We start from the raw sequence: 23,448 nt of genomic DNA, 5'->3' as shown, positions 1-23,448 counted from the left end.
GATAACGCTTATCATTTGTATATTATGGAAGATGTAAATAATGAAATCCTCAACCTCCCGTTTTATTGCTCCCAGCCTGCTGGCCACCACCATCGTCACCCTGCTGACCCAGCAAGCGATCGCCGCCAGCAACGCCCCTCAAGTCGATGAGGTGATCACCGTCACCACCACGGCGCACAATACCCGCTCGGCGCCAGCCTCTATCTCTGTCATCACGGCCGAACAGATCGCCGCAGCGCCCGTCAATGACCTTGCCGACCTGCTGCGCCACGAAGTGGGCATTCAGGCTGAAGCTGACACCAATGGCCGCAGCGATATCGGTATTCGCGGCATGTCCGGCAAGTACACCCTGGTGCTGGTGGATGGCAAACGCCTCTCCTCCTCCAATGCCCTGTGGCGCGGCGGCAACTTCGACAACACCCCGGTCCCCCTTGGCATGATCCAGCGGGTCGAGGTGATCCGTGGCCCCATGTCGGCACTTTACGGCTCCGATGCCATCGGGGGTGTCATCAACATCATCACCAAACAGCCGGGCAAAACCTGGCAAGGGGCGGCCGATGCCGACTTCAAGGCCATCGAGGGCAAGGATGGCGGCGATCAGCACAGGACCAACCTGGGCTTTACCGGCCCGCTGACCGACAACCTGCTGATCCGGATGAACGGCGAGGTGTATGATCGTCAAGCCTGGACCCCCACCGAAGCTGCTGACGGCATCCCCCTTATCGAAGCCAAGCAGACCCGTAACTTTGCCTCCACCCTGAGCTGGCTGGTGGATGAGCAGCAGCGCTTCGAGTTTGACTATCTCTACAACCAGGATGAGCGGCCCCTCGATATCTTCCGCAAGACCGGCAACAAGGTGCACAGCCGCCAGCAGCAAAACGATCGCAACCTGTTTGGCCTGACTCACAAAGGGAACTGGAGCTGGGGTGACACCACCGTCATGGCCAACTATGAAAGTTCCCAGATCGATGATTTCAATACCAGCTACTCGACCCCGCAGCAGCGCGAACTGGAGGAGAACACCTTCACCCTCAAGGGCTACACCAACCTGGCGCTGGCCAACCACTACCTGACCCTGGGTGGTGAATATCTGGATCGGGAGCTGGTGGATGCGGTGAGCTACAAGGATATCGGCGGCAAGGAGAGTCACTCTCAGGAGGCACTGTTTGCTCAGGACGAGATCGGCCTGACCGACAGCCTGACCCTGACTCTGGGCGGTCGTTACGATCACCACGAGATCTACGGCAGCCACTTCACCCCGCGCGGCTATCTGGTGTACGAGCTGAACGATGTGGTGACCGTCAAAGGCGGTGTCAGCCAGGCCTTCAAGGCGCCGGCACCGCACCAGTACTCCAATGGCTACAGCATCGAGAGCTGCGGCGGCAGTTGCCGCATCTATGGCAGCGACAAGGTCAAGCCGGAAACCAGCACCAACTACGAGCTGGGCGTTATCGCAGGGCAAGGGATCTGGGAGACCAGCGCCACCCTCTTCTACTCCGATATCGACGACATGCTCACCTTCAAACAGCTGCCGAACTCCACTGACCGCACCTGGTACAACCTGGAGAAGGCCACCACCAAAGGGCTGGAGCTGACCGGCAGGCTCGATCTGACCGACGACATCAATCTGGGGGCCAACTACACCTACCTGAAAGCGGAAGGCGATCAGGGTCAGGCCCTGCCCGAACGGCCGGAGCACAAGGCCAACGCCAAGCTGACCTGGCAGGCTACCGAGCGGGTCAACGCCTTCGTTGGCACCACCTACACCGGCACCCAATATGCGGAGCAGACCGTCAACAAGACCGTGGTGCTGCACAAGCTGCCCAGCTATCAGACTTTCGATCTGGGCACCGGCTTCAAGGTCACCGAGAACTTTGATCTGCGGGTTGGTATCACCAACCTGACCGATGTGCGCCTGCAGGAGAAAGACCCCACCTTCCAGAACGTGGAACCGGGTCGCAGCTACTACATCAGTGGCTCGGCCCGCTTCTAAAGGTCATCAAGCCAACAGCGCGGGCCCATGCCCGCGCTGCGTTGCCCGACACAATAAGGGGAAGCTCCCCACTGGACAGCAATGAGCATGCAGGTTTCTATTTCCATAAGGATCGCTCATGTTCACTTCACTACTGAACGCATCACCCCTTGCCACCCTGCCCACGCCGGATGAGTTACTGCAAAATCACCCCGTTCCTCCCCGACTCACCCGTCAGATAGCACGCAGCCGCCAGCAAGCCCGCCATATTCTGCATGGAGAGGACGACCGCTTGCTGCTGGTGATCGGCCCCTGCTCCATCCACGATCCCGTCGCCGCCCGCGACTATGGTGGCCGGCTGGCCGAGCTGCAGGGCCAATACGGGGATCAGCTACAAGTCGTGATGCGCACCTATTTCGAAAAGCCGCGCACGACGCTCGGTTGGAAGGGATTTATCTTCGACCCGAGTCTGGACGGCAGCGATCGGCTGGCGGAGGGATTGCGCCAAGCGCGCGAACTGCTGCTGGCACTCGGGCAAGAGGGGCTCGCCTGTGCCACCGAATTTCTCGATCTCACCAGCATGCTCTATCTGGGGGATCTCATCAGCTGGGGCGCCATCGGTGCCCGCACCACCGAATCCCAGCTCCACCGCCAGCTGGCCTCAGCCCTCCCCTGCCCCATCGGTTTTAAAAACAGCACCGATGGCAACGTCCGGATCGCGGTCGAGGCCATCCTTGCCAGCCGGGCCGCGCACCTCTATCCGCAGCCTTCCGGTGACGGGCGGCTGGCACTGGTGCGCAGTCATGGCAACCCCGATGGCCACCTGATCCTGCGCGGTGGCCGCCTGCCCAACTATCAGAGCAATCATGTGGCAGAGGCAGGTGAGCTGCTGCGCCAGCACCATCTCTCCCCTCGCCTGATGGTCGATTGCAGCCACGGCAACAGCCAGAAGCAGCACGCCCGCCAGCTACCCGTGGCTCGGGATCTGGCTGCCCAGCTGGGCAACGGCTGCCACACCATCGCTGCCGTCATGGTGGAGAGTTTTCTCAAGGAGGGACGCCAGGATATAGGCAACCAGCCGCTGCGCTACGGCCAGTCGGTCACCGATGGCTGCATCGGCTGGGAGCAGACGCGGGAAGTGCTCGATACCCTTGCAGAAGGGGTGGAAGCGAGCCGCCAGCAGCGTATTGCCCTGGCGGGGTAAAACCGGAACTAGTGTGGCAGAAAAAGATATGGCCCCGATGGGGCCATATTGCTCTGAACCTCTCGCCGCAGATCAGGCGACCGATTCACGCTCCACCAGCTGGGCTTCGAATTTGAGCGGCAACCCGTCTACCGGCTTGTGATCGAGCAGACGCAGCGCCAGCTCGGCGGCGCGGCTGCCCATCTCCTCGATGGGGTAGCGCACCGTGGTGAGTTTGGGATAGATGTAGCGGGCATAGGGGATATCGTCGAAGCCCACCACCGACACCTGCTGCGGGATCTTGTAACCACGCTCCAGCAGACAGGAGATGGCTCCGGCCACCATGCCATCGTTGAAACCGAGCACGGCAGTGAACTCGACACCGCGCGCCAGCAGTTCGCTCATCGCCACATAACCACCGTTCTCGTCGGCAAAGCCGCGGCTGATCAGGGCCGGATCAAGGGCGATACCAGCCCGTCCCAGCGTCTGGGTATAGCCCGCCATCCGTTGCTGACCATCGACGAACTCCTCGTCATCGGAGGTAATAAAGGCAATCTTGCGATGACCGGCGTCGAGCAGATGCTGGCAAGCCGTGGTGATCCCCGCCTTGTTGTCGAGCCAGACGCAGCGATCTTCGGCACCCGGCACCTGACGGTTGATAAAGACGATGGGAGTGGTACCCGCCGCCAGCTCGCTCAGCTCCTCGTCGGGCAGCGCCTTGCTGTGCAGGATCAGGGCATCGCACTGACGCTGCAGCAGAGCCTGAATGGCATGGCGCTCGCGGGTAATGTCATGGTTGCCCGACATCACAATGGTGAACTTGTTGGCCCGATCGACCATGGTTTCAATGCCCCGCATCATCTGGGCGAAGAAGGGGCCACCGCAGAGGTCGCCGACCAGCACGCCAATGCAGTTGGAACGCTTGCTGACCAGAGCCTGGGCAAAGCTGTTGGGCCGAAAATTGAGTTCCTTCATGGCCGCCAAGACGGCCTCGCGCTTTTCCGGGGCGACCTGCGCCGTGTTGTTGATCACGCGCGATACGGTGGAAATAGACACATTTGCCAGCTGAGAAACGTCTTTTATCGTTGCCACTATCCATTCCTTTATTGTGAGGGGAACCTGCTGGTGCCGACGGCCGAGTATATCCCGCTCCCTGGAATATTTCCCGGAGCCCGATCACCACTCATGTTTCCTTTTGTAACAGAGCGTTGCTGATGATACCCGCTGCCTGCGGAATTTGAAAACGGGGCCGGCTGGCGGCCCTCGACTCAATAGGCGTGATTGAGCTCCCGCTCTGACATGAAGCGCAGCGGCTGCTGTAGCTTGTGCTGATAAATGAGATCGAACGACAACACGTTTTGCACGTAGTTGCGGGTCTCCTTGTAGGGAATGCTCTCGACCCACACGTCCATCGGCTTGTTGTCACTCTGCTCTCGCCAGCGTTTTACCCGTCCCGGCCCGGCGTTGTAGGCGGCCGCCGCCAGGATCCGGTTGCCGTCATAGACATCCAGCAAGCGCTTGAGATAGGCGCTTCCCAGACGAATATTCATCGTCGGATCAAACAGTTGCTGCTCGTTGCGATAGGGTACCCCCAGCTTGCCGGCAGTCTCTTTGGCAGTAGCAGGCATCAGCTGCATCAGACCGCGCGCGCCCACCGGCGACTGGGCCAGCGGATAGAGGGCACTCTCCTGACGGGAAATGGCATAGAGCAGACTGGTGTTCATGGTGCGCTCTTGCGCCATCTGGGAGAAGGTGCGCTTGAGCGGCAGCGGGAAGCGCAGGTCGAGGGCATCCCACGCTTCGGCGCGAATGCTGGCGAGAATGGCCAGCTCGTGCCAGCCCTGATTGAGGGCGATATGGCCAAACTCGATGCGCTGGGCCACTGGATTGCGATCCATGTTGTGGATCCACTCCGAACGGGCCGCCGCAATCTCGTTCATCGACAGCAGCTCGCGTACCCGCAACAGGAAGGGCCAGCGCTGACTGGCCGTGCGCCAGTCCGGTACATGCTTGACGCTCTGGTTCTTGATGCGATAGGGCACACCGGTGCGCTGGGCGGCCATAAAGCCGTAGAAACCGCGCAGGTTGGCAGTCTCCAGATAGAGATCCCGCGCCGGTTTTTGCTGCCCCTGCACTTCAAGGGAGCGCGCCATCCAGTAGCGCCAGCGATCCTCTTTCTGACGGGCCATCGGCATCATCTTCACCCAGCCGGAGAGGCCACGCCAATCCTGCTCCCAGATGGCCAGTCGCGCCCGCAGCTCGGTGATGTCGGGATCAGCCAGCTTTTTCACCGTGCTGTCGACCCAGCTACGCTGGGCAATGGAGCGATCCAGCAGCAGGCGGCGGGCAATGGCACGCTCTACCGGTTTCACCTCGGCCTGGGTCAGGCCGAAACGGCTGCGAAACAGCGCAAGCTGGCGCAGCACCGACTCAGGCTCCTGATTGGCATAGCGGGTCAAGCCGAGGGAAAGCAGCTTGCGGGAATAGGGATTGCTGCTGAAATAGGCCGGGTTCATCGCCTTGGCTGGCTGCTCGAACAGGGTCACCATCTGATCGCCATAGCTCTGCAAGCCGCTACCTAGGGTCGCGCCAAGGTGGCGGATCAGATTGGGATTTTCCGCCTCGAACGCCAGCGTCATCCGCTGCCAGATCTTCTCCTGGGTTCGCTGACCGGATGCCTGCCACAGCTGGAACAGCGGTGAGCAGGCATCGGGACGGGATTGGCCGCTCATCCAGATCTTGCCCGCCCCCTGCAACGCCTCTTTCGGCTTGCCGGTGTAATAGAGCGCCTGATAGTGCATGCAGAGCAGATCGGTGGAGCTCGGCTTGGCCGGATAGAAGCGCAGGAACTGCGACCACTGCTGGCTCTGGGCCAGATAGGTCAGATAGCTGCGCTCCAGCCGGTTGGACTGGGGAGTATCCCCATGCTGGCGGATAAAACGGGTCACATCGTTGTAATCGGCCGCCCCCGGACGAAAGGCGAGCTGATAGTAATCGAGATAGGGCAACAGGGGATAATGGGTCAAACGGGCACGAATTTGCTGGAAACGGGCCTGATCATTGGCCCGTACGGCGTCATACGCCTGACGGTAGAGCGTCTGGTCGGCAGTCTGCGCCATCAGGGTCGGCACGAACAGCGCCGACAAAACAATTCCCCATACAGCTTTCACTGAACATCTCCATTGAGGGCAATACACCGCCCGGGGGCGGTGGGTCTACTGCCTCTCATTCTACCCTTTGCCGGGCAGCGCTACAGCGGGGAGCAGGGACTATTTTTCTGCCTCGCTCAGCTGCATTTCGCGCAGTTGCTCCGGTCTGGTCAGCCGCTGTACATATTTCTCCAGATAGGGCACCGGCAGCGGCTTGGAGGCGAGATAGCCCTGATAGAAACTACACCCCTGCGCCTTGAGAAACTCCAGTTGCTGACGGGACTCCACCCCTTCCGCCGTGACGTTGAACCCCATATGGCGGGCCATGGCGATCACCGCCTCGACGATGGCCATGTTGTCACCATCTTTCGGGATGTCCTGAATGAAGGAGCGGTCGATCTTGAGCTCATCGGCAGGCAGCCGCTTGAGGTAGCTCAGGGAGGAGTAACCGGCGCCAAAATCGTCGATGGCAAAGCTGATGCCGAGCTCCTTGAGCTCGGTCATCTTGCTGATGGTGTCCTCGGCATGACCCAGCACCACGGACTCGGTGATCTCCAGATTGAGGCAGGCCGGATCCATGCCGGTTTGCGCCAACACATCGTGGATCCGCTCCACAAAATCGGTGGCATGGAACTGCTTGGCACTGACGTTGACCGAGATCTGCGGAATGTGGATGCCGTTCTCCTCCCACAGCACATACTGGGCGCACGCCTCGTACAGCACCCAGTTGCCGATATCGACAATCAAATCGGTCTCCTCGGCGATGGGGATAAATTCGGCCGGCGAGACCAGCGAGCGACCGGCCGGCTGCCAGCGAATGAGCGCCTCGACACCAATGATATCGCCGCCATCGACCATATGCTGGGGCTGATAATAGAGGGTCAGCTCTTGCTGACTGAGGGCGTTACGCAGTTCGTTGTGAATGAGCAGACGGCGATCCGCCTGCTGCTGCATCGAGGCATCGAAGAAGCGACGGGTCTTGCGGCCAGCGGACTTGGCCTGATACATGGCGGTATCCGCCTGCTTGAGCAGATCATCAACCCCCTGCTCCCGATCCGGAAACAGGGTAATGCCGACACTGGCGCCGATGTGCAGCACTTGCCCCACATAGGTATAAGGAGCGGCAATCTCGGTGATAAGCCGTTCGGCAATGATATCGGCCTGCATCTCAGCCTGGGGCGGGCTCGCCGAGAGCGATGGCAGCAGCAACACAAACTCGTCACCGCCGAGGCGGGCCAGGCAATCTCCTTGCCGCACCAACCGTTTGAGACGGGCGGCGACCTCCTTGAGCAGCCAGTCACCGGTGGCGTGGCCGAGGGAGTCGTTGATGGTCTTGAAGTGGTCGAGATCGATAAAGAGCAGCGCGCCAATCAGACCGTCGCGGGTCGCCTCGTTGAAGGTCTGCACCAGAGTCTCGTGGAGCTGACGGCGATTGGGCAATCCGGTCAGCTCGTCGTAATAGGCGAGATCCTGAATGCGTCGCTCGGCCGCCTTGCGCTCGGAGATATCCTCGAAGCAGATGACAAAGTGGCTGATCACTCCTTTTTCATCCTGCACCGGTGTCACTATCTCCCACTGGGGATAGGTGTGACCATCGACATGGCGACGCTGGGTCTCCCCCTGCCAGCGGCTGAGGGTATTGAGCTCGTAGCCGAGCCCCCCCAGATTTGGCCAGAGATCCTCTTCAAGATGCAGGCCCAGCACCGACTGGCTGTCGAAGCCGGTGATCTGGCTGAAGGCGTTGTTGACCCGCAGGATCTTGAACCCCGGATCCGTAATGATGATCCCTTCGTGGGTCTCGAATGCAACGGCAGAGAGGCGCATCTGGGCATCGGATTGCAGACGCTCCAGCTCGGCCACCATCCGTACCGAGAAGGTATTGAGCACCGAGGTGAGGTTGCTGGTATCTGCCGGGGCCGAATAGAGCAGCGCCAGATGGCCCAGAAGTTGGCCTCTGGCATCAAACAGCGGCTGACCATAATAAGTCTGCCCGGCCGCCAGCCAGGGTTGATACTCCTGCGACTCGTCGATCACCTCGAAACAGATGGCCCCTTGCTTGTAGAGCTCCTGACAGGGGGAACCCGCCAGCGGATAGTCCTTCAGCGCCAGCCCGTCGGCAGCCAGCACTTTGACCCGGTCTGCACCGCACAACTCACCCACCCAGACCGCATCCACCTTGAGGATATGGGCCAGCTGGCTGACCAGGGTATTGAAGAAATCGAGCCCGGTGCGGGCAGAGAGCGCCTGCGCCAACTGGGTGAGCAAGGTGGTTTGCAGCAATGGCAAAGAGAGGTTGAGAGAGGAGACCGCACTATTGGCGGTATCAAGAGGGGCCAGCCAGCCACAGCAGATCTGCTGGGTGGGCACAAACTGGCCACTCCAGAGCACATGGTTAAGCTGCCCCTGATCATCTTTCAGATGACCGATGAACTGTTCAGGCAGATGTGATTCATGAAGCCGGACGAGAAAGTCGGCAAAGCCTGCCTCATCTTCCGGTAACAGGCGAGCGGCCCAGGGATGATTGCCCTCCCCTTGCCACTGCTGGTAGGCCCCCTGATCAGAGAGACTCCACTGATCATGTTGCCGATCGAAAAACCACATGACTTGCGTGGCCTGCTGCTTCATTTACCACTCCAACACAACAACCAACCACGTTTGATGTCCAATCAGGCATAGCAACGCCCCCTGCATCCGCTCATCAGATCAGAGGTTGCGAGGGAAGAGTACAAACATGCGATATCAAGCAGTGGAAACCGGACATGAGGTCGACACGAAGTGCTGCCAAGAAGGGACAGAAACGATCCTATTCCCGTCATACTGCCTGCCAGTTTCATGGAGCTCAAGCTGTTTTTGGCACGAAACCGGAAAAGATCACAATTTATAAGTTGCTGAATAGCTAAGGGAAGGTTATGTGACATGGATCACATTTCAATCTTTACCAATGAGTAATCTGAAGGTGAAGACACAAGCAAGACGACCCGAAGGGGGCCAATATGAAAATCGAAATTACCAGCAAAATCATCGACATCACCCCGGCTATCCGCGAGCGCATCGAATCCCGTTTTGAAAAGCTCGAACGTCTTCAGGTGCCTCTCATCACACCCCATGTGATTGTTTCCAAAGAGCGTCTGATGTTCACTGTCGAAGCCAGTGCTGGCATCCCCAACGGCAAACTGTTTGCCCAGGCAGAGCATGAGGATCTCTACGCCGCCATCAACGAACTGGGGCAAAAACTGGAGCGCCAACTCAACCGTCACACCGAAAAGCCGATTGCCCGTCGTGCCAATGCCGCGCTCAAAGAGCAGCCGCAACCGGATGAAGCTGACGCTTGATAGCATGCCGCAAGGCTAAAAATTCTAAAGAGCATAAAGGCGGGGTCACCCGCCTTTTTGTTGCCTGTGATTTGCCGACAAACATCGCGTTACACCAGTAAACAGGCGCCATCAACTGAGCCAGTGCAACCGGGTATCCACCCCCTCTTGCAAACGATCGAGGATCGGCAGCAATACCAGCGGATCCTCCTGCCTCGGCACATCGGCCAGCTTTCCTTGCAACCGCTCCCGCGCCAGCGGTGACAGGTTGTCGTAGACAGCCTCATCCAGCAAGGATTGCTTGACCGCCAGCGGCGGCGTTTGCAGCGCCAGCCAGAGCCGCACATCCACCATGCTTCCCCCCTGTTGCAACCGCTCATTGATGGCACTGCAGTCACTCCCAGCCCCTTCAGCCACCAGCACCTCTGCCGGTCTCAGGTCAAAGTGCATACGCCAGTCACGGCTCTGGGAAGTGGCCGCCGGTTTGGCATCAAACCAGGGCTGCTCCTCCACCGCGTCGGTCAGCAGGGCCAGATGCAACCGGAAATCCGCCCGATCGCCATGTTGCAGGTCACGGTTGAGGCGCTGCCCCAACTGGCCCTCATCGACGAGCAGGTGATTACGGATTGAACTGGGCAGCATGAGATAACTCTCGAAAATGGCGATTTCACTGGTTATCGGCCACAAATCCAATTCTTTTAATGGAAAAATCCTGCTTGGGGGTTCACAAAACCGGAAGATCTGTTAGTATGCGCCTCGCACTTGTGGAGGGGTTCCCGAGCGGCCAAAGGGATCAGACTGTAAATCTGACGGCTCTGCCTTCGAAGGTTCGAATCCTTCTCCCTCCACCATTTCAAGTACGACAATTTGAAAGCAATACCCCGTGGAGGGGTTCCCGAGCGGCCAAAGGGATCAGACTGTAAATCTGACGGCTCTGCCTTCGAAGGTTCGAATCCTTCTCCCTCCACCATCATTCAGAAAACCCGGCCTGGCGCCGGGTTTTCGCATTTCTAGTCTGCCCAATCCGTTATTTCTCTGCCCTCCAGTGCCTTATCGCCGTTTGCCTGCTGCCGATCGCGCAATAAAAAAACGGGAGGCCTGCGCCTCCCGTTTACGTTCATATCAGCCCTGTTACGGGATGAAGCGTTAGAGGGTGAAGCGATAGAAGATATCGACCGCTTGAGCCACCCCGCTCATCGCCTGCAGATAGAGCCGTGGCAATACCTCGTAGCGCAGCTTGAATTCGGCGATGGGGCTGAAAACCCCGACCCCGTACTGGAACTGCAAGCCCGGCAGCAGATAGGCCGACAGCGTCACCTGGGTGTTGTCGCCACTGCCCGCGGTATCGAGAGAGACATCGCTCATCCCCAGCGACTCGCCGATGCTCGACACCACGCCATTGGCCTGACTCACCGCACCGGCCACCAGCAGACCGTTGAAACCGCCATCCTCACCGCCGGTCTGCAACCCTTTGCCACGCAGCAGATAGGAGAGCTGTTCCGACTGCGCCATCTGCGGCTCGGAGTAGACAGTGATTTCAGGCTTGCTGGCAGGGCCTGTCACCCGCACCCCGACCGTCACCTGACCCTCGATGGTATCGGGATCCCGGTTGGCTTCGATGTTGAGGAAGGGCCGATCCAGCGGACCGGAGAAGAGGATCCGCCCCTCCTTGATGATGAGGTTCTGACCATATGCCTTGAAGCGGCCATTGGTCAGCACCAGCTGGCCGTTGCCTGCCAGCGGTTTCTCGGGATCCTGACGGATATTGAGACCACCGGAGACATCGGTCTTCAGTCCCATGGCATCAAGTTTCACATCGTTGCCAAGGCGGATCGCCACCTTCATCGCCAGCGGCAGACTTGCCTGCTTGGGAGCAGGGGGCAGATCGTCATAGACCACGGTCACATCATCAGAGACCGCCACCGCCGAATCCGGCAGACTCTTGACCAGAATGCGCGCCCAGGGAATATCCACCTGACCGGTAATGCGGGTCTCCTCCCCCAGCGACACCGCGATATCGGGCGAGACTCTGACCCGGCCCATGCCCGGATATTGTGCCTCCAGATCCTTGCCCTGAATGGTGAGGCTGCCGCTGACCGGCATCTTGGCCCAGCTGAGCCAGCCGCCCAACGCCAGCGGCCCCTTGCCCACCAGCATGGAGCCATCGAGCTCGGCGCGATTGCCTTCAATCTTGAGGCGGGTCACCAGCTTGGTCAGGGTCACCATGTCGGAGTGAGTCTGCACTTCACCGTCACGCAGGTTGAGCTGACCAAACAGCAGGGGCGCCGCCAGGGTGCCGTCGAAGCGGGCATCGGCGGAGATGATCCCTTGCAGGGAGCGCACCTCAGGGATGAGCGGCGCAAAGGTATTGAGCTTGAGGTCGTCAAACTTGAGCTGACCGCCGAGCAGACCGCGACCGGCAGGCTCCCTGATCAGCAAATCGGTATCGATATTGCCGATCTGCTTGGAGGCAAAATCGAGGCGAATGGCCGCCTGCTGCCGCTCGAAATCCAGGGCCAGAGCCAGCTGCTGATAGTCGGTCTTGAGGCCATCGGCCACAAAAGTGCCCGGCGTGGTGCGCACCACCGCATGCAGGGTCGGCTGATTGCCACGCCAGCTGGCACGCCCATCGGCGGAGAGCATCGCCTGCCAGCGGAAGTTGTCCGGCAACCAGGGGCGCAGCCGCTTGAGATCAAACTCGCTCAGGGCAAACTCCAGGGTGCCCTGCGCAGCAGAGACCTGACTCCCCTTGACGCAGAGGCTGGCCCCCTGGGAGCCGAGGCAGAGATCCCCCATCGCCAGCCGCTGACGCGGCAGATCAAGATCCAGTGCCCAGGGGGAGCTCAAGTCCCAACGGCGCAGCGGGGTTTTCAGCCGCAACTCGGAGAGCGCCCCGCGCCAGTGATCCCCCCGCACACCGCCCCCCAGTTTGAGGTTGGCGGCAACAGGGTCACCCTTCATGGTCAGGGTCAACAGATGCTGACTGATATCGCCGCTGAGGTTCAAGGCCAGCTGGCTGAGCTTGGTATCCCCCTGTTTCAGCTGCGCCACCAACAACGCGAGTTCACCAGCCGGTTTGGCGCCGATCACTGCATTGCCCTTGAGACTAATGCCCTTCAGGTCGGTGCCGGCATAGTAGAGCCGGTCGGAGGCGAGATCCGCATCGATTTTTGGCGTCTGCTGATTGCCACTGACCTTCACCTGTCCCTTGATATCCCCTTTCAGGCCAGGATAGATGCCCCCCAGCTGGGGAGCCTGCAGGTTGGCATCGAGCTTCCACTGGGCGCTGCTGATACTGCCCTTGGCCTGCAACTGGTTGGGGCCACTTTGCAGCGAGAGCGCCGGGATCAGCCACTCCATCTTGTCGTTGCCGCTAAGCTCCCCCTTGAGGGCCAGCGGGTACTGGTTGAGTTTGCCATCCACCTTGAGCTTGGGCAGTTTCAGCTCCCAGTGGCCCGCTTCGTTCATCACGAAACGGCTCTCCAGCTCACCGGCCAGCGTCCCTTTCAGCTCGGGCAGCAGCTCGGCCGGATTGATCCCCTTGAACAGGGTCGTTCCCTGCCACTCGATCCCCTTGTTCCAGGCGAGCTTGCCATCGAGCTTCAACTCCCCCTTGAGGGCATTGAGCTGCAAGGCTATCTTGCTGAGCCGCTCCAGATCCCCCTTCCCGTCCAGCGCAAGCTTGAAGGGGGGGACATCGGTTCCCTTGCCGGAGGTATTGAGGGCAAACTGATAGCCGGAGAGCTTGCCCTTGGCAGTCAGGCTCCCTTTATCCAGCCGATAGCTCGGCTCATCTTTGGCAGGCTTGTGAAGAGGCCAACCGAGGCTCTTCCAGTCGAGGGTCAAATCAAAAGGGAGATCCGGGTCGAGGGCGGCCAGCGAGCCCTTGAGATTGGCTGCAATCGGCCCCTTTGCCGACAACGCCAGCCCCAGCTTGCCGACCGAACCGCTCAGCGCCAGCGTGGCCTGCTCACCCTGCAGTTCGCCATCCAGCAACCCCTTGCGAGCCTTGGCATCCAGCGTCACCGCCAGCGGGTAGTCATCACTTAGCTGAATGTGGCCCTTGAGCGCCAGATCGGCCATGGCGTGGCGCAGCGAGAGCTCGCGCACCTCGATGCGATCGTCGGCAGCAGTGGCCGAGAGCAGCAGCTTGTCGAGCCCTTCAATCAGCTCGCCCTGCTTATATTGCACCCGGGTCGCGCTGACCCCTTCCAGCTGGATGGGGAAAGGAAGATGAATGGCGGGCAGGAGAATGGGGGCAGCCTTTGCCGTATTTGGAGCTGGCGTCCCTTTGCCCTGTTTGACGGTCTTGGCGCTGGCCTTGTCGGTACGAGCAACCGCAGCACCGGCTTGCTTCTCGTTAGCGGCCGGCTGCTTGGCGGATTTGGCTGCGCTGGCAGGTGTCGCGTCATCCAGCGTCACCGTCAGGTTATCGAGCACCGGGCCGCGTACAATCAGCCCCTTGCGGTTGAGGGTGGCGCCGATATCGAGGGATCCCAGGGTCACGGCAACACCGGGTACCGCCAGATCGAGATCGGCCACCTTGAGGCTGTCGACCTGAATTTTGAGTGGCAGCGGGCGCCAGACAAAGGGTTCGGAAGGCTCTTCCGGTGCAGGCTCCGAGTCGGCCACCTTCACCACCGGATGAGTCACTTCAAGCGATTTGATCCAGAGTTTGCCCTGCAGCAACTTGCCGAGATCCCAGTCGAGCACGGCGCGATCCACCGTGACATCCACCAGCTCATCCTGCCAGCCCACCCCTTCCAGGGTCCAGCCATAGCCAAGCTGACCCGCCACCAGCTCCCCCTTAAGAGAAGGAAGCGCTCCCTTGGCCTGTTGCCACAACCACTTGTTGCCCTGATGGGTAAAGCCCAGCAGGCTGACGCCGATGAGCAGCAGGAACACCAGCCCCATCAGCCAGAGAAAAATACGTTTTAGCCAGATCACAATGCAGACCCCCGCGCAAGATACAGCCGCAGCGGCCAAAGAAAAAAGCGTTTAGACAACATCATAATTCAGGCCCCAATGCGAAATGTAGCCGCAAGGGCTTGTCCTCCTCCGATACCCCGACCGCCAGATCCAGCCTGACCTGACCGATGGGGGTGACCCAGCGCACACCGACGCCGGTACCTATTTTCCAGGGTTCGCTGTAATCGGTGGTGGAGGTACCGCCATCCACAAACATGGCCCCCAGCCACTTCTCGCTGAAGCGGTAGTTGTATTCCAGACTGGCCACGCTGGTGTAGCGGCCACCGGTCAGCTTGCCATCCGGCCCGGTGGGGGAGATGCTCTCGTAACCAAAGCCGCGCACCGTCTGATCGCCACCGGTAAAGAAGCGCAAAGACGGCGGCACCAACGAGAAGCTGTCACCTATGATGGCCCCCTGCTCGGCCCGCATCAGGAATCTGTGGTTATCGCCAAGAGTTCGCAGCCACTTGCTGCGTCCCCACACCCGCATAAAGCTGATGTCGGAACCCCATCTGGGATCGGAGAACTCCAGCGTCAGCTGCTGGCGATCCCCCCAATCGGGCACCAGAGTGCCGCGCACCCGCAGTCGGGACCAGGAGACCCCGGGGATCAGCAGCAAGCTGTTCCCCTCGTCGGCGCCCTGGGTATAGATCTCGTTCTCCAGCCGGATAAAGACGTCCCGATCCCAGCTCTCCGGCCGCCGCGTCCAGCGGTGTACACCGATGGTAGTGAGATCGGAGCGGGTATCGTTGTTGTCCTTGTACTGGTAGCCGGTCTGGATGGAGTAGTAGTCCCGCAGCGGGTTGCCCACCGGGATCTGATAGTCGAAGCTGAGCTCTGCCTCCGGCGCCGACACCTTGGCGGTGGCAAACAGACGATGACCATAGCGGTTGACCCAGGGCTTCTCCCAGGTGGCACTCATCCGCGGCCCCACGTCGGTGGCATAACCGATACCCGTCTCGATTTCGTGATCGACCCGGTTATCCAGCGTCACCGCAATGGGCACCCGATAGTTGCTCGCCTCGCTCAATACCGGCTTGATATCGACCTGACGGAACAGCTTGGTGGAAGAGACATCCTGCGACATCTCGGCCAGACGGATGGCGAGATAGGGGTCGCCGCTCTTGATGTTGATAAGCGGGCGGATCAGGTGAAGCGCTTCGGGAGTGGCATCGTAGCGGATCTCGCCAAAACGGTAGCGATGGCCCGATTCGAACAGAATAAAGATCTCCGCCGTCCCCTTGTCCGGGAACACCTTGACCTGACTCTTGCTCAGCTTGGCATCAAAGTAACCGCGGGCCAGCCCGAGGCTGCCCAGATCCGCCTTGATGGATTCATATTTGGCGTGATTGAGGGGCTCACCTTCTTTGAGGGGCAACTTGTCCAGCAGGGCGCTGTAGAGCTCGTCGCTGCCCGCATCCCCCTCCAGCAGAATATCGAGGCGGGAGACGATGACCGGCTCCCCTTTGTCCACCTCAATCACCACTTTGGACGGAGTCTTCTTGTCGCGGCTCAGGGTGATCTTCGGCTGGTAGTAGCCATAAACCTGCAGCGCCTTTTGCACGCTCTCGGTGATTTTGGCGCGGGCCGGGCGGTATTGCCGCTCCTGATAGACTGGCAGGGCATTGAGATAGGCTTCAACGTTATCCTTGTTCTCCCCTTTCAACCCCTTGACCTGATAGGTGAGCTTGGCGGCAAACGCGGGCGAAGCCAGCAGCGACAGCAACAGGCCCACCCCCAGTACCCGCAGGCCGCGGCGAAACGCAGGGCCGGACAGTGAACGCCCTGCCAGCAGGGATGAAATGCATCCTGTCAAAGGTCAATATTCCTGAATCTGTGGTGAAGGAAACCAGCGCCCTTTCGGGCCAACCCCGAATGCGGCGCAGCACGTCATGCAGTGCATGGCCGCGACACAAAAATGCGCGCCAGAAAAATGGCGAACCTTATCCTAACATAGGCATCCGCCAGCGACAGCGCGGTGCCATTGGCAAATTCGCCATATCTTTTAAGAGGTTGACCACAAATCACACATTTTGCTGACAATAACGCCGCCCGCTTTCCCGATGGGGGCGAGCTTACCCGCTCTGAACAAGGTTCACTTCGTCGTCAGGCCGCCTTTGTCACCTCTCCCCCTCTCATTAACACCAGAAACCCACCACGACAGAGTTTGTCGGCATCACCCCACCCTCACCGTTTAACAGGCCCGGCACACCCTAAAGCCCGCCGTAGCGGGTGATTAAGAATTGCTCGTTCAGCGCAATCGAATTATCCCGCTGCCTTTGCAGACGTCCCTCCCTCACACTTGAACCATCAACTGAAGGAGACACATCATGCATGCACGTAGCGAACAGATGGCTGACTATATTGCCGATCGTCTCGAGTTCATCACCTTTCTCGCCTGTTGCAGCGCCCTGCTGGCCCTGCTGACCGGCATGAGTGGCCAGCAGGCGCTGGCCTTTACCGCCCTGAACCTGCCGTTTGGCCTCGGCATTTTGCTGGCGATGGCGCTGCTGGCCCCCCTGCCCGCCCACTGGCGGCTGCCGGGAGTCGCCTTGCTGCTGGCAGGTTGCGCCCTGATGACCCTGCAACTGGGGGGAGAGTGGCTCAATCCGCTGGCCATCTGGAGCCTCTACGCCCTGCTCGGTCTGGAGATCATCTGGCAAGCGCGTCCCCGCGCCGTGCTGGCCACCCGCGCTCGCCAGTAACAGGGCTGACGATCGCCGGTAAATGGCGGGTTGTGATGGCTGACGCCGGTGGCAAATTGGGGTACTCTTGCGCCCCGATTTGCTACCCCCCTTGGCGTTAACAACCTTCGCCATCACTCCCAGGAGCGCCCCGATGAAAAAAGCCTGTGCCCAGCACATTCTGGTCAAGACCGAAAAACAGTGTCTGGAGATCAAGGAGAAGATCGAGAAGGGAGCCGACTTCGGCCAGATGGCCAAGCGCTTCTCCACCTGCGCCTCTTCAAAACGCAGCGGCGATCTGGGGGAGTTCAATAAAGGGGATATGGTCAAGCCCTTTGACGATGCCGTCTTCAAGGGTGAACTGCTCAAGGTGCTGGGACCGGTGCGCACCAAGTTCGGCTTCCATCTGATCAAAGTTTTATATCGGAATTGAGAGAAAAAGAGCTGACGTATACGTCAGCTCTTTTTCTTGCTACTCAGCAACACCAATAAATTCTTTCAATAAAGGACCAAGCTCGTCATCCTCAAGTATGCACCAACTGAGAAATGCGCTGTAGGGTGCTGACGGTTTAACTAATAGCTTCATTCTTTCCAAAGCAATTTCTTGTTCTTGTGGCAATACCGTATCGCTATAATATTCATCTAGAAGGTCTAGTAACAGATTGTATTGTGAGAAAACTTTCTTTCTTAAGAATGATGCAGAAACAGTTTTATTCGGTGTATGGGTGCTATTAAATATCTTGTCGAGCAAATCTGAAGTCAAATTTGTTTTTTCATCATTAAACTGAGCTTCTATTTGAAGTTTTTTTGCGTATGGAGTTACTGGCGGAACATGCTTGATCGCCCTTAAAACATCAACGCTTGCATCACAACAATCAACAAGGTCATCATATTTAGCCAACTTTATATTATTACACCGACCGCATGAAAAATAGAGGTTATTCCAATCAAATTTTAGATTTTCATCACCTTGGTGTGGAATAAAATGCTCCACATTTATATCTTGAGGTTCTTTCGTTTCACAAATATAGCATTTCTTATGGAATACCCGATTCAAAGCATCCCATACATCCTGTGAATCATACTTCACTTTATTAGCAAGCGAAGCCGGGGCTGGTTCATTTCTAACAACATTGAACATATTACGACCTCTTTGCCTTGCTAAGCGCAATTTTAGCCGATTTGACAAAATATAAAGACTCAGCATCCAAGGTTGTATCATCTGACGGGAGTATGTTTATCAGCGCTTCTATTCCATCCATATCAAGAGGTGATGCTTTCAATAAGGCCGCCAATTTCTCTATATTTTTTTGAAGCAAACTGGATATGGGGAGTACGCCAAACAACCCTTCTAATACAGCTTCATAGGAGTACATTGAGAGATCATTAACCTGCTCAAGACGTGATAGGTCATAGATCACCGCATCATCAACCGATGAGACGACAAATGGAGAGTGTGTACTAACAATAAACTGTACTTTTGGGAATGCTTTCTTTAAAAATGCGAGAATTTTCTTTTGTAATGAAACATGTAAATGTGCGTCTATTTCATCGATCAGAACAATCCCTGTTAATTCATCTGGGTCGATTGAGCGAAGAGATACTTTAGTAATTAGATCTGCATATACCGCCATAATTGAAGAGAAACCAGAAGATAAACTTTGAAATGTATATGGATCTTTGTGAGGCTGATGGATTTCAAATGATAAGGTATCTGATTTGAATACCAGCCTTAGACTATTGTCTTCAAATAGATCTTGTAGATCCATCTCTAGCTTATCAAACCACTTCTCAATACGCATAGCCTCTTCTGGATTATTATTTATTTTCCTTGACTCAGAAAAAGCTTGATTAGCAATATTGGAGACAAGAAACTCCTCCAACATTGACGAAGAATTTATTGCCCTATTCCTTGTGAATTCTTGATCCTGAGAACGCAACTTATCAATACTAATTACAGATGAAGGCTTAGTGATATCCGATTTTCGCATTGCTTCGAAAGTGATTAAGACACTTTTGAACCCCTGATAATTAACAATAAACTCTTCTATGTTTTTTATTTCAATTGATGGATTTTTTACACTCTCTATTTTATCCTTGGTCTCGGCAACCATTCTTTTATAATGATCATAATGTTGATCAGCTGGCCCCAACCTTTCAAAATTACTCTCGTAAGACCCCAAATTACTGTGAAGCTGATCAATGTCATAATTTTTCTTTTCAACAATGGCCTGTTGGAGCTTCGTAAATAAATATTTCATAAGTTGGGTTTTACCACAGCCATTCCCCCCAGTTAAGATCAGTGTTTTTCCATCCAAGTCAATATCAACAACCTTATCTGAATAGGGTATTTTTGTTTTGATTTTTGTTAAATAACCAGACATATAATCACCTCAATTAATATTGATGTGATTATATTGCAATCTATGTTTTTGTGTAGAACTACATGTTTAAAATGAGAGCCCATTGGAAAAAAAGCACGCTTAGGAGATCACTTTTCCTATGGATTAAAAATCCAAGATGCTGTCACGTTCGAAAATTAACCGCCCAATTGTTTAGCGCTTACAGCACTGTACTACGTTGCTATAGCACAACAGGTATGCCTCGCTCTGCGAGAGCCATCTCACTTGCCCCATGGGCCAAACACCCTATATAAATGCATAGAAATTTACTAACGTTATCAGGCAATTAAGTTTATCCTTCTCGGCATTGTCCACATTCGACGATGGATCCCGTGCTATGCCCCGCTCTTGCTTGTGGCCCCTGCTGGCCTGGTTACTCCCGCTCGCTGGCGCCCTCGGCAGCCGCTTTCATCTCTGGCCCTGGTGGATCGGTTTTGCGATCTGTCTCATCGGAGCCCTTGTCTCCCTGATCTTGCTGGTGCGTCTGCCCTGGAGCCGCAACCGCTACGCCAGCGGCCTTGGCGCCTTGCCGCTACTGCTGCCCCTGACATTTGTGGCACAGGCGCTGCGCATGCCGCTGATCAACGATGTGAGCACAGATCCCTATAATCCCCCCCAGCTACGCTGGGCGGCAGAGCTGAGAACCGCGCAGGATCTGCCAATAAATAGCGCCCCGCTGAAAGCAGTTGAGGCAAAACCCGGTCCTCTCTTTACCCATACCGCCCCCGAAGAGGTGGTTATTGAGGCTGAGGAGCTGATGCAGGAGCTGGGCTGGCAGGTACGACCCAGCCCCGACGGTCTGGATGCGGTGGTTACCACCGGCTGGTTCGGCTTTCAGGATGATGTGGCGCTGCGGGTCTTTGCAGGCCCCAAAGAGACCCGCATCGATATGCGATCAGCCTCCCGTCAGGGGCAAAGCGATCTGGGCACCAACCGGGCGCGGATCGAGGATTTCCTGACCCGCCTGAACGAACGCCTCGGCCAGGCCTACAAACCTAATTTGAAACCGTAAGTGTGAAACAACAAGAAGGTAACTGATGCGCGTTGAGGTCAAACCCGACCGGGAATATGCCTGGTTTATCCGCCCCTTTTTCTGGCTGCAAAAGCGCAACTATGGTCAGGTGCTTATTCCGGGCAAATGCTGGGGCCGCTCGCCGCGTCTCTTTGCCGCCGTCGCCACCCTCTACGGGGTCATCAACCGCAAGCGCTCCCCCATCGACCCCGTGCTGCGCTCGCTGGTGACGGTGCGGGTCTCCCAGCTCAACTGGTGTCGTTTTTGCGTCGACATCAACGCCATGACCCTGGTAAAGAGAGCCAGCTCCAGCGAGAAGGTGGAGGCGCTGGCCAACTGGCGCGAAAGCCCCTTGTTTGACGAGCGGGAAAAAGCGGTGCTCGACTACACAGAAGCGATGACTGGCCTCGATGGAGTCAGCGATGAGCAGGCGGCCCGCCTCAAACCCTGGTTCGATGACGACGCCATGGTGGAACTGACCGGCCTTATCGCCTTCCAGAACATGTCGGCCAAGTTCAACGCCGCCCTCGATATCGCACCGCAGGGCTTCTGCCAGCTGCCTGTGCAACCGGAACGCCCTGCCCAGCCAGACAGCAAGGACGCCTGATGAACCGGACCCGCCTGCTGCTTGCACTGGTGATGGGGAGCCTTATCGGCACCTTTTTTGCCCTCGATCTTGGCCGTTACCTCACTCTGGACGCCTTGCAGGCCCAGCAGGCGGCAGTGGCGCAATGGGTCGACAGTCACTTTGTCTCGGCCAGCCTGCTGTTCGTGCTTATCTATGTGCTGAGCACCGCCCTCTCCCTGCCCGGCGCCAGCCTGCTCACCCTGGGTGGTAGCGCAGTGTTCGGCGTCGCCTGGGGGCTGCTGCTGGTCTCCTTTGCCAGCACCATAGGCGCAACCCTGGCCTTTCTCAGCGCTCGTTTTCTGCTGCGCGACTGGGTCACCGCCCGCTTTGGCGACAAGCTGGCCACCTTTCAGTCCGGCATGGCGAAGGAGGGGGCCTTCTATCTGCTGAGCCTGCGCCTCATCCCCATCTTCCCCTTCTTTCTGGTCAATCTGCTGATGGGGCTCACCCCCATCAGAGTCAGCACCTACTACTGGGTCAGCCAGCTTGGCATGTTGCCCGGCACCTTCGTCTATGTGCTGGCGGGCAGCGAGCTTGGCCAGTTAACCAGCACCGGCAATATTCTCTCCCCCGGCCTGATGGTCGCGTTGACCCTGCTGGGGCTGATGCCCTGGCTGGTCAAGAAATTGACCGACAAGCTCGCGCTGCGCCGCTTGCTCTCCCCCTACCGCAAACCCGCTCGCTACGACTACAACCTGCTGGTGATCGGTGCCGGTGCAGGTGGGCTGGTCACCAGCTATATCGCGGCAGCGGTGAAGGCCAAGGTGGCGCTCATCGAGAAACACAAGATGGGGGGCGATTGCCTCAACAGCGGTTGCGTCCCCTCCAAGGCGCTGATCCGAAGCGCCCGCTTTGCCGCAGAGCAGCGTAAAGCCGACGAGCTGGGCTTTAGCCCAAGCCACTCCCGCGCCGATTTTACCGCCGTGATGGAGCGGGTAGCGGAGGTTATCAAGGAGGTCGAGCCACACGACTCCATCGAACGCTATCAGGGGCTTGGAGTGGAATGCATCGAAGTGGAGGCGCGGCTGGTCTCTCCCTGGGAGGTGGAGGTGAACGGCCAGCGCCTTGCCAGCCGCCATATCGTCATCGCCACCGGCGCCCGACCGCTGGTGCCCAAGCTGCCGGGGCTGGATCAGGTGCCTTACCTCACCTCGGATAGCCTCTGGCAGCTGCGCACCCCGCCGCGCCGCCTGCTGGTGCTGGGCGGTGGCCCTATCGGCTGCGAGCTGGCCCAGAGCTTCGCCCTGCTCGGCATTCCCGTGACTTTGGTGGAACTCTCGGAGCAACTGCTGCCCCGCGAAGATAGTGAGGTAGCCGACGCCCTTGCCGGGCAAATGAGCCGAGATGGTGTGCAGCTACTCACCGGCTGGCGCGCCGAACGAGCGGACTATCTGCCCGCAGCCAAGGGGGATCTCCCCATCCGGCTGCAACTGCGCCGGGGCGATGAGACACAAGTGGTGGAAGGGGATCAACTGCTGCTGGCACTGGGTCGGGTCGCCAATGTGAGCGGCTTCGGGCTCGAAGCGTTGGGAGTCGAGTTAGCCCCCCGCGGCACCATAGCGGTCGATGGCTTCCTTGCCACCAACTTCCCCAGCATACTGGCGGTAGGAGACGTAGCGGGCCCTTACCAGTTCACCCACTTCGCCGCCCATCAGGCCTGGTATGCGGCGGTCAATGCCCTGTTTGGCCAGTTCAAGCGCTTTCGGGCCGACTATCGGGTCATTCCGGCGGCCACCTACACCATGCCGGAGATTGCCCGGGTCGGCCTCAATCGCAAGGAGGCCGAGGCGCAGGGGATTCCCTTCGAGGCGACCCGCTTCGAGCTGGCCGAGCTGGATCGCGCCATTGCCGATGGCGAGCGCCACGGCTTTGTCGAGGTGCTGACCGTGCCGGGCAAGGATACTATCCTTGGCGCCACCATAGTGGGCACTCACGCCGGTGAACGGATCGCCGAGTTCGTGCTTGCCATGCGTCACCGCCTCGGCCTTGGCAAGATCCTCGGCACCATTCACGCCTATCCCACCCTGATGGAGGGGAACAAATATGTGGCGGGTGAATGGAAAAGGGCCCACCAGCCCACCCGGGTGCTGGCGTTGCTGGCCCGTTATCACCGCTGGCGCCGTGGCGCCTGACAACCAG

General features: G+C 58.2%; 16 protein-coding genes and 2 tRNA genes. 10 read left to right on the top strand and 8 right to left on the bottom strand.

The genetic code is table 11. The features are described 5' to 3' along the window. Positions 1-40: 40 nt before the first annotated feature. On the top strand, positions 41-1,993 hold the full coding sequence (locus I6L46_RS03515) for a TonB-dependent receptor (protein WP_216977412.1): 1,953 nt from the start codon (positions 41-43) through the stop codon (positions 1,991-1,993). Between the two features lie 118 nt (positions 1,994-2,111). Continuing rightward, on the top strand, positions 2,112-3,176 hold the full coding sequence (locus tag I6L46_RS03510) for a 3-deoxy-7-phosphoheptulonate synthase (protein WP_216977411.1): 1,065 nt from the start codon (positions 2,112-2,114) through the stop codon (positions 3,174-3,176). 72 nt (positions 3,177-3,248) lie between these two features. Here I6L46_RS03510 and I6L46_RS03505 read toward each other — a convergent pair whose 3' ends face one another. From I6L46_RS03505 to I6L46_RS03495, 3 genes are all read right to left on the bottom strand, one after another. Continuing rightward, a complete protein-coding gene (locus I6L46_RS03505; RefSeq protein ID WP_182927599.1) occupies positions 3,249-4,247 on the bottom strand; it encodes a LacI family DNA-binding transcriptional regulator in 999 nt (332 codons plus the stop codon). A 176-nt stretch (positions 4,248-4,423) separates the two neighbouring features. Continuing rightward, the gene (locus I6L46_RS03500; protein ID WP_040066126.1) at positions 4,424-6,325 is read right to left on the bottom strand and encodes a transglycosylase SLT domain-containing protein; all 1,902 of its coding nucleotides are present in this window, start codon (positions 6,323-6,325) and stop codon (positions 4,424-4,426) included. 99 nt (positions 6,326-6,424) lie between these two features. After that, on the bottom strand, positions 6,425-8,929 hold the full coding sequence (locus tag I6L46_RS03495) for a bifunctional diguanylate cyclase/phosphodiesterase (RefSeq protein WP_216977410.1): 2,505 nt from the start codon (positions 8,927-8,929) through the stop codon (positions 6,425-6,427). A 368-nt stretch (positions 8,930-9,297) separates the two neighbouring features. Between I6L46_RS03495 and raiA the strand changes: the two genes are divergently transcribed. Next, positions 9,298-9,636, top strand: coding sequence for a ribosome-associated translation inhibitor RaiA (raiA, locus tag I6L46_RS03490; protein WP_005334257.1), 339 nt, complete (start codon positions 9,298-9,300; stop codon positions 9,634-9,636). A gap of 111 nt (positions 9,637-9,747) precedes the next feature. Here raiA and I6L46_RS03485 read toward each other — a convergent pair whose 3' ends face one another. Next, positions 9,748-10,257 carry a VC2046/SO_2500 family protein gene (locus I6L46_RS03485; protein ID WP_216977409.1) on the bottom strand — a complete coding sequence of 170 codons (510 nt, stop codon included), beginning with the start codon at positions 10,255-10,257 and terminating at the stop codon, positions 9,748-9,750. 124 nt (positions 10,258-10,381) lie between these two features. On the opposite strand from I6L46_RS03485, the gene I6L46_RS03480 reads away from it, so the two are divergent. Together I6L46_RS03480 and I6L46_RS03475 are read left to right on the top strand one after the other, a co-directional pair. Beyond that, positions 10,382-10,466 (top strand) — tRNA-Tyr (locus I6L46_RS03480). 34 nt (positions 10,467-10,500) lie between these two features. After that, a tRNA-Tyr gene (locus I6L46_RS03475) sits at positions 10,501-10,585 on the top strand. Positions 10,586-10,761: 176 nt separating this feature from the next. Here the strand turns inward: I6L46_RS03475 and I6L46_RS03470 are convergent. Both I6L46_RS03470 and I6L46_RS03465 read right to left on the bottom strand, forming a co-directional pair. Then, a complete protein-coding gene (locus I6L46_RS03470; protein ID WP_216977408.1) occupies positions 10,762-14,562 on the bottom strand; it encodes a translocation/assembly module TamB domain-containing protein in 3,801 nt (1,266 codons plus the stop codon). A 61-nt stretch (positions 14,563-14,623) separates the two neighbouring features. Then, the gene (locus I6L46_RS03465) at positions 14,624-16,399 is read right to left on the bottom strand and encodes an autotransporter assembly complex family protein (protein ID WP_005334265.1); all 1,776 of its coding nucleotides are present in this window, start codon (positions 16,397-16,399) and stop codon (positions 14,624-14,626) included. Positions 16,400-16,913: 514 nt separating this feature from the next. Between I6L46_RS03465 and I6L46_RS03460 the strand changes: the two genes are divergently transcribed. Beyond that, positions 16,914-17,288 (top strand): hypothetical protein, encoded by a 375-nt coding sequence (locus I6L46_RS03460; protein ID WP_159143464.1) that lies wholly within the window; start codon positions 16,914-16,916, stop codon positions 17,286-17,288. Positions 17,289-17,421: 133 nt separating this feature from the next. After that, a complete protein-coding gene (locus I6L46_RS03455; RefSeq protein ID WP_033136755.1) occupies positions 17,422-17,700 on the top strand; it encodes a peptidylprolyl isomerase in 279 nt (92 codons plus the stop codon). Between the two features lie 39 nt (positions 17,701-17,739). Here I6L46_RS03455 and I6L46_RS03450 read toward each other — a convergent pair whose 3' ends face one another. Then, positions 17,740-18,408 carry an HNH endonuclease gene (locus tag I6L46_RS03450; RefSeq protein WP_216977407.1) on the bottom strand — a complete coding sequence of 223 codons (669 nt, stop codon included), beginning with the start codon at positions 18,406-18,408 and terminating at the stop codon, positions 17,740-17,742. 1 nt (position 18,409) lies between these two features. Then, entirely contained in the window at positions 18,410-19,651 is a 1,242-nt protein-coding gene (locus tag I6L46_RS03445) for an AAA family ATPase (RefSeq protein WP_216977406.1), read from the bottom strand. Between the two features lie 355 nt (positions 19,652-20,006). On the opposite strand from I6L46_RS03445, the gene I6L46_RS03440 reads away from it, so the two are divergent. From I6L46_RS03440 to I6L46_RS03430, 3 genes are read left to right on the top strand one after another with little or no spacing between them, the layout of a single operon-like run. After that, on the top strand, positions 20,007-20,681 hold the full coding sequence (locus I6L46_RS03440) for a DUF1499 domain-containing protein (protein ID WP_216977405.1): 675 nt from the start codon (positions 20,007-20,009) through the stop codon (positions 20,679-20,681). A 25-nt stretch (positions 20,682-20,706) separates the two neighbouring features. After that, positions 20,707-21,288 (top strand): carboxymuconolactone decarboxylase family protein, encoded by a 582-nt coding sequence (locus tag I6L46_RS03435; RefSeq protein WP_216977404.1) that lies wholly within the window; start codon positions 20,707-20,709, stop codon positions 21,286-21,288. Then, positions 21,288-23,441, top strand: coding sequence for an FAD-dependent oxidoreductase (locus tag I6L46_RS03430; protein ID WP_216977403.1), 2,154 nt, complete (start codon positions 21,288-21,290; stop codon positions 23,439-23,441). Before I6L46_RS03435 ends, I6L46_RS03430 begins: the two co-directional genes overlap by 1 nt. Positions 23,442-23,448: the final 7 nt, after the last annotated feature.

The organism is Aeromonas sp. FDAARGOS 1416 (assembly GCF_019048085.1).
Classification (GTDB): domain Bacteria; phylum Pseudomonadota; class Gammaproteobacteria; order Enterobacterales; family Aeromonadaceae; genus Aeromonas; species Aeromonas veronii.
This window is presented reverse-complemented; position numbering and strand designations above follow the sequence as displayed.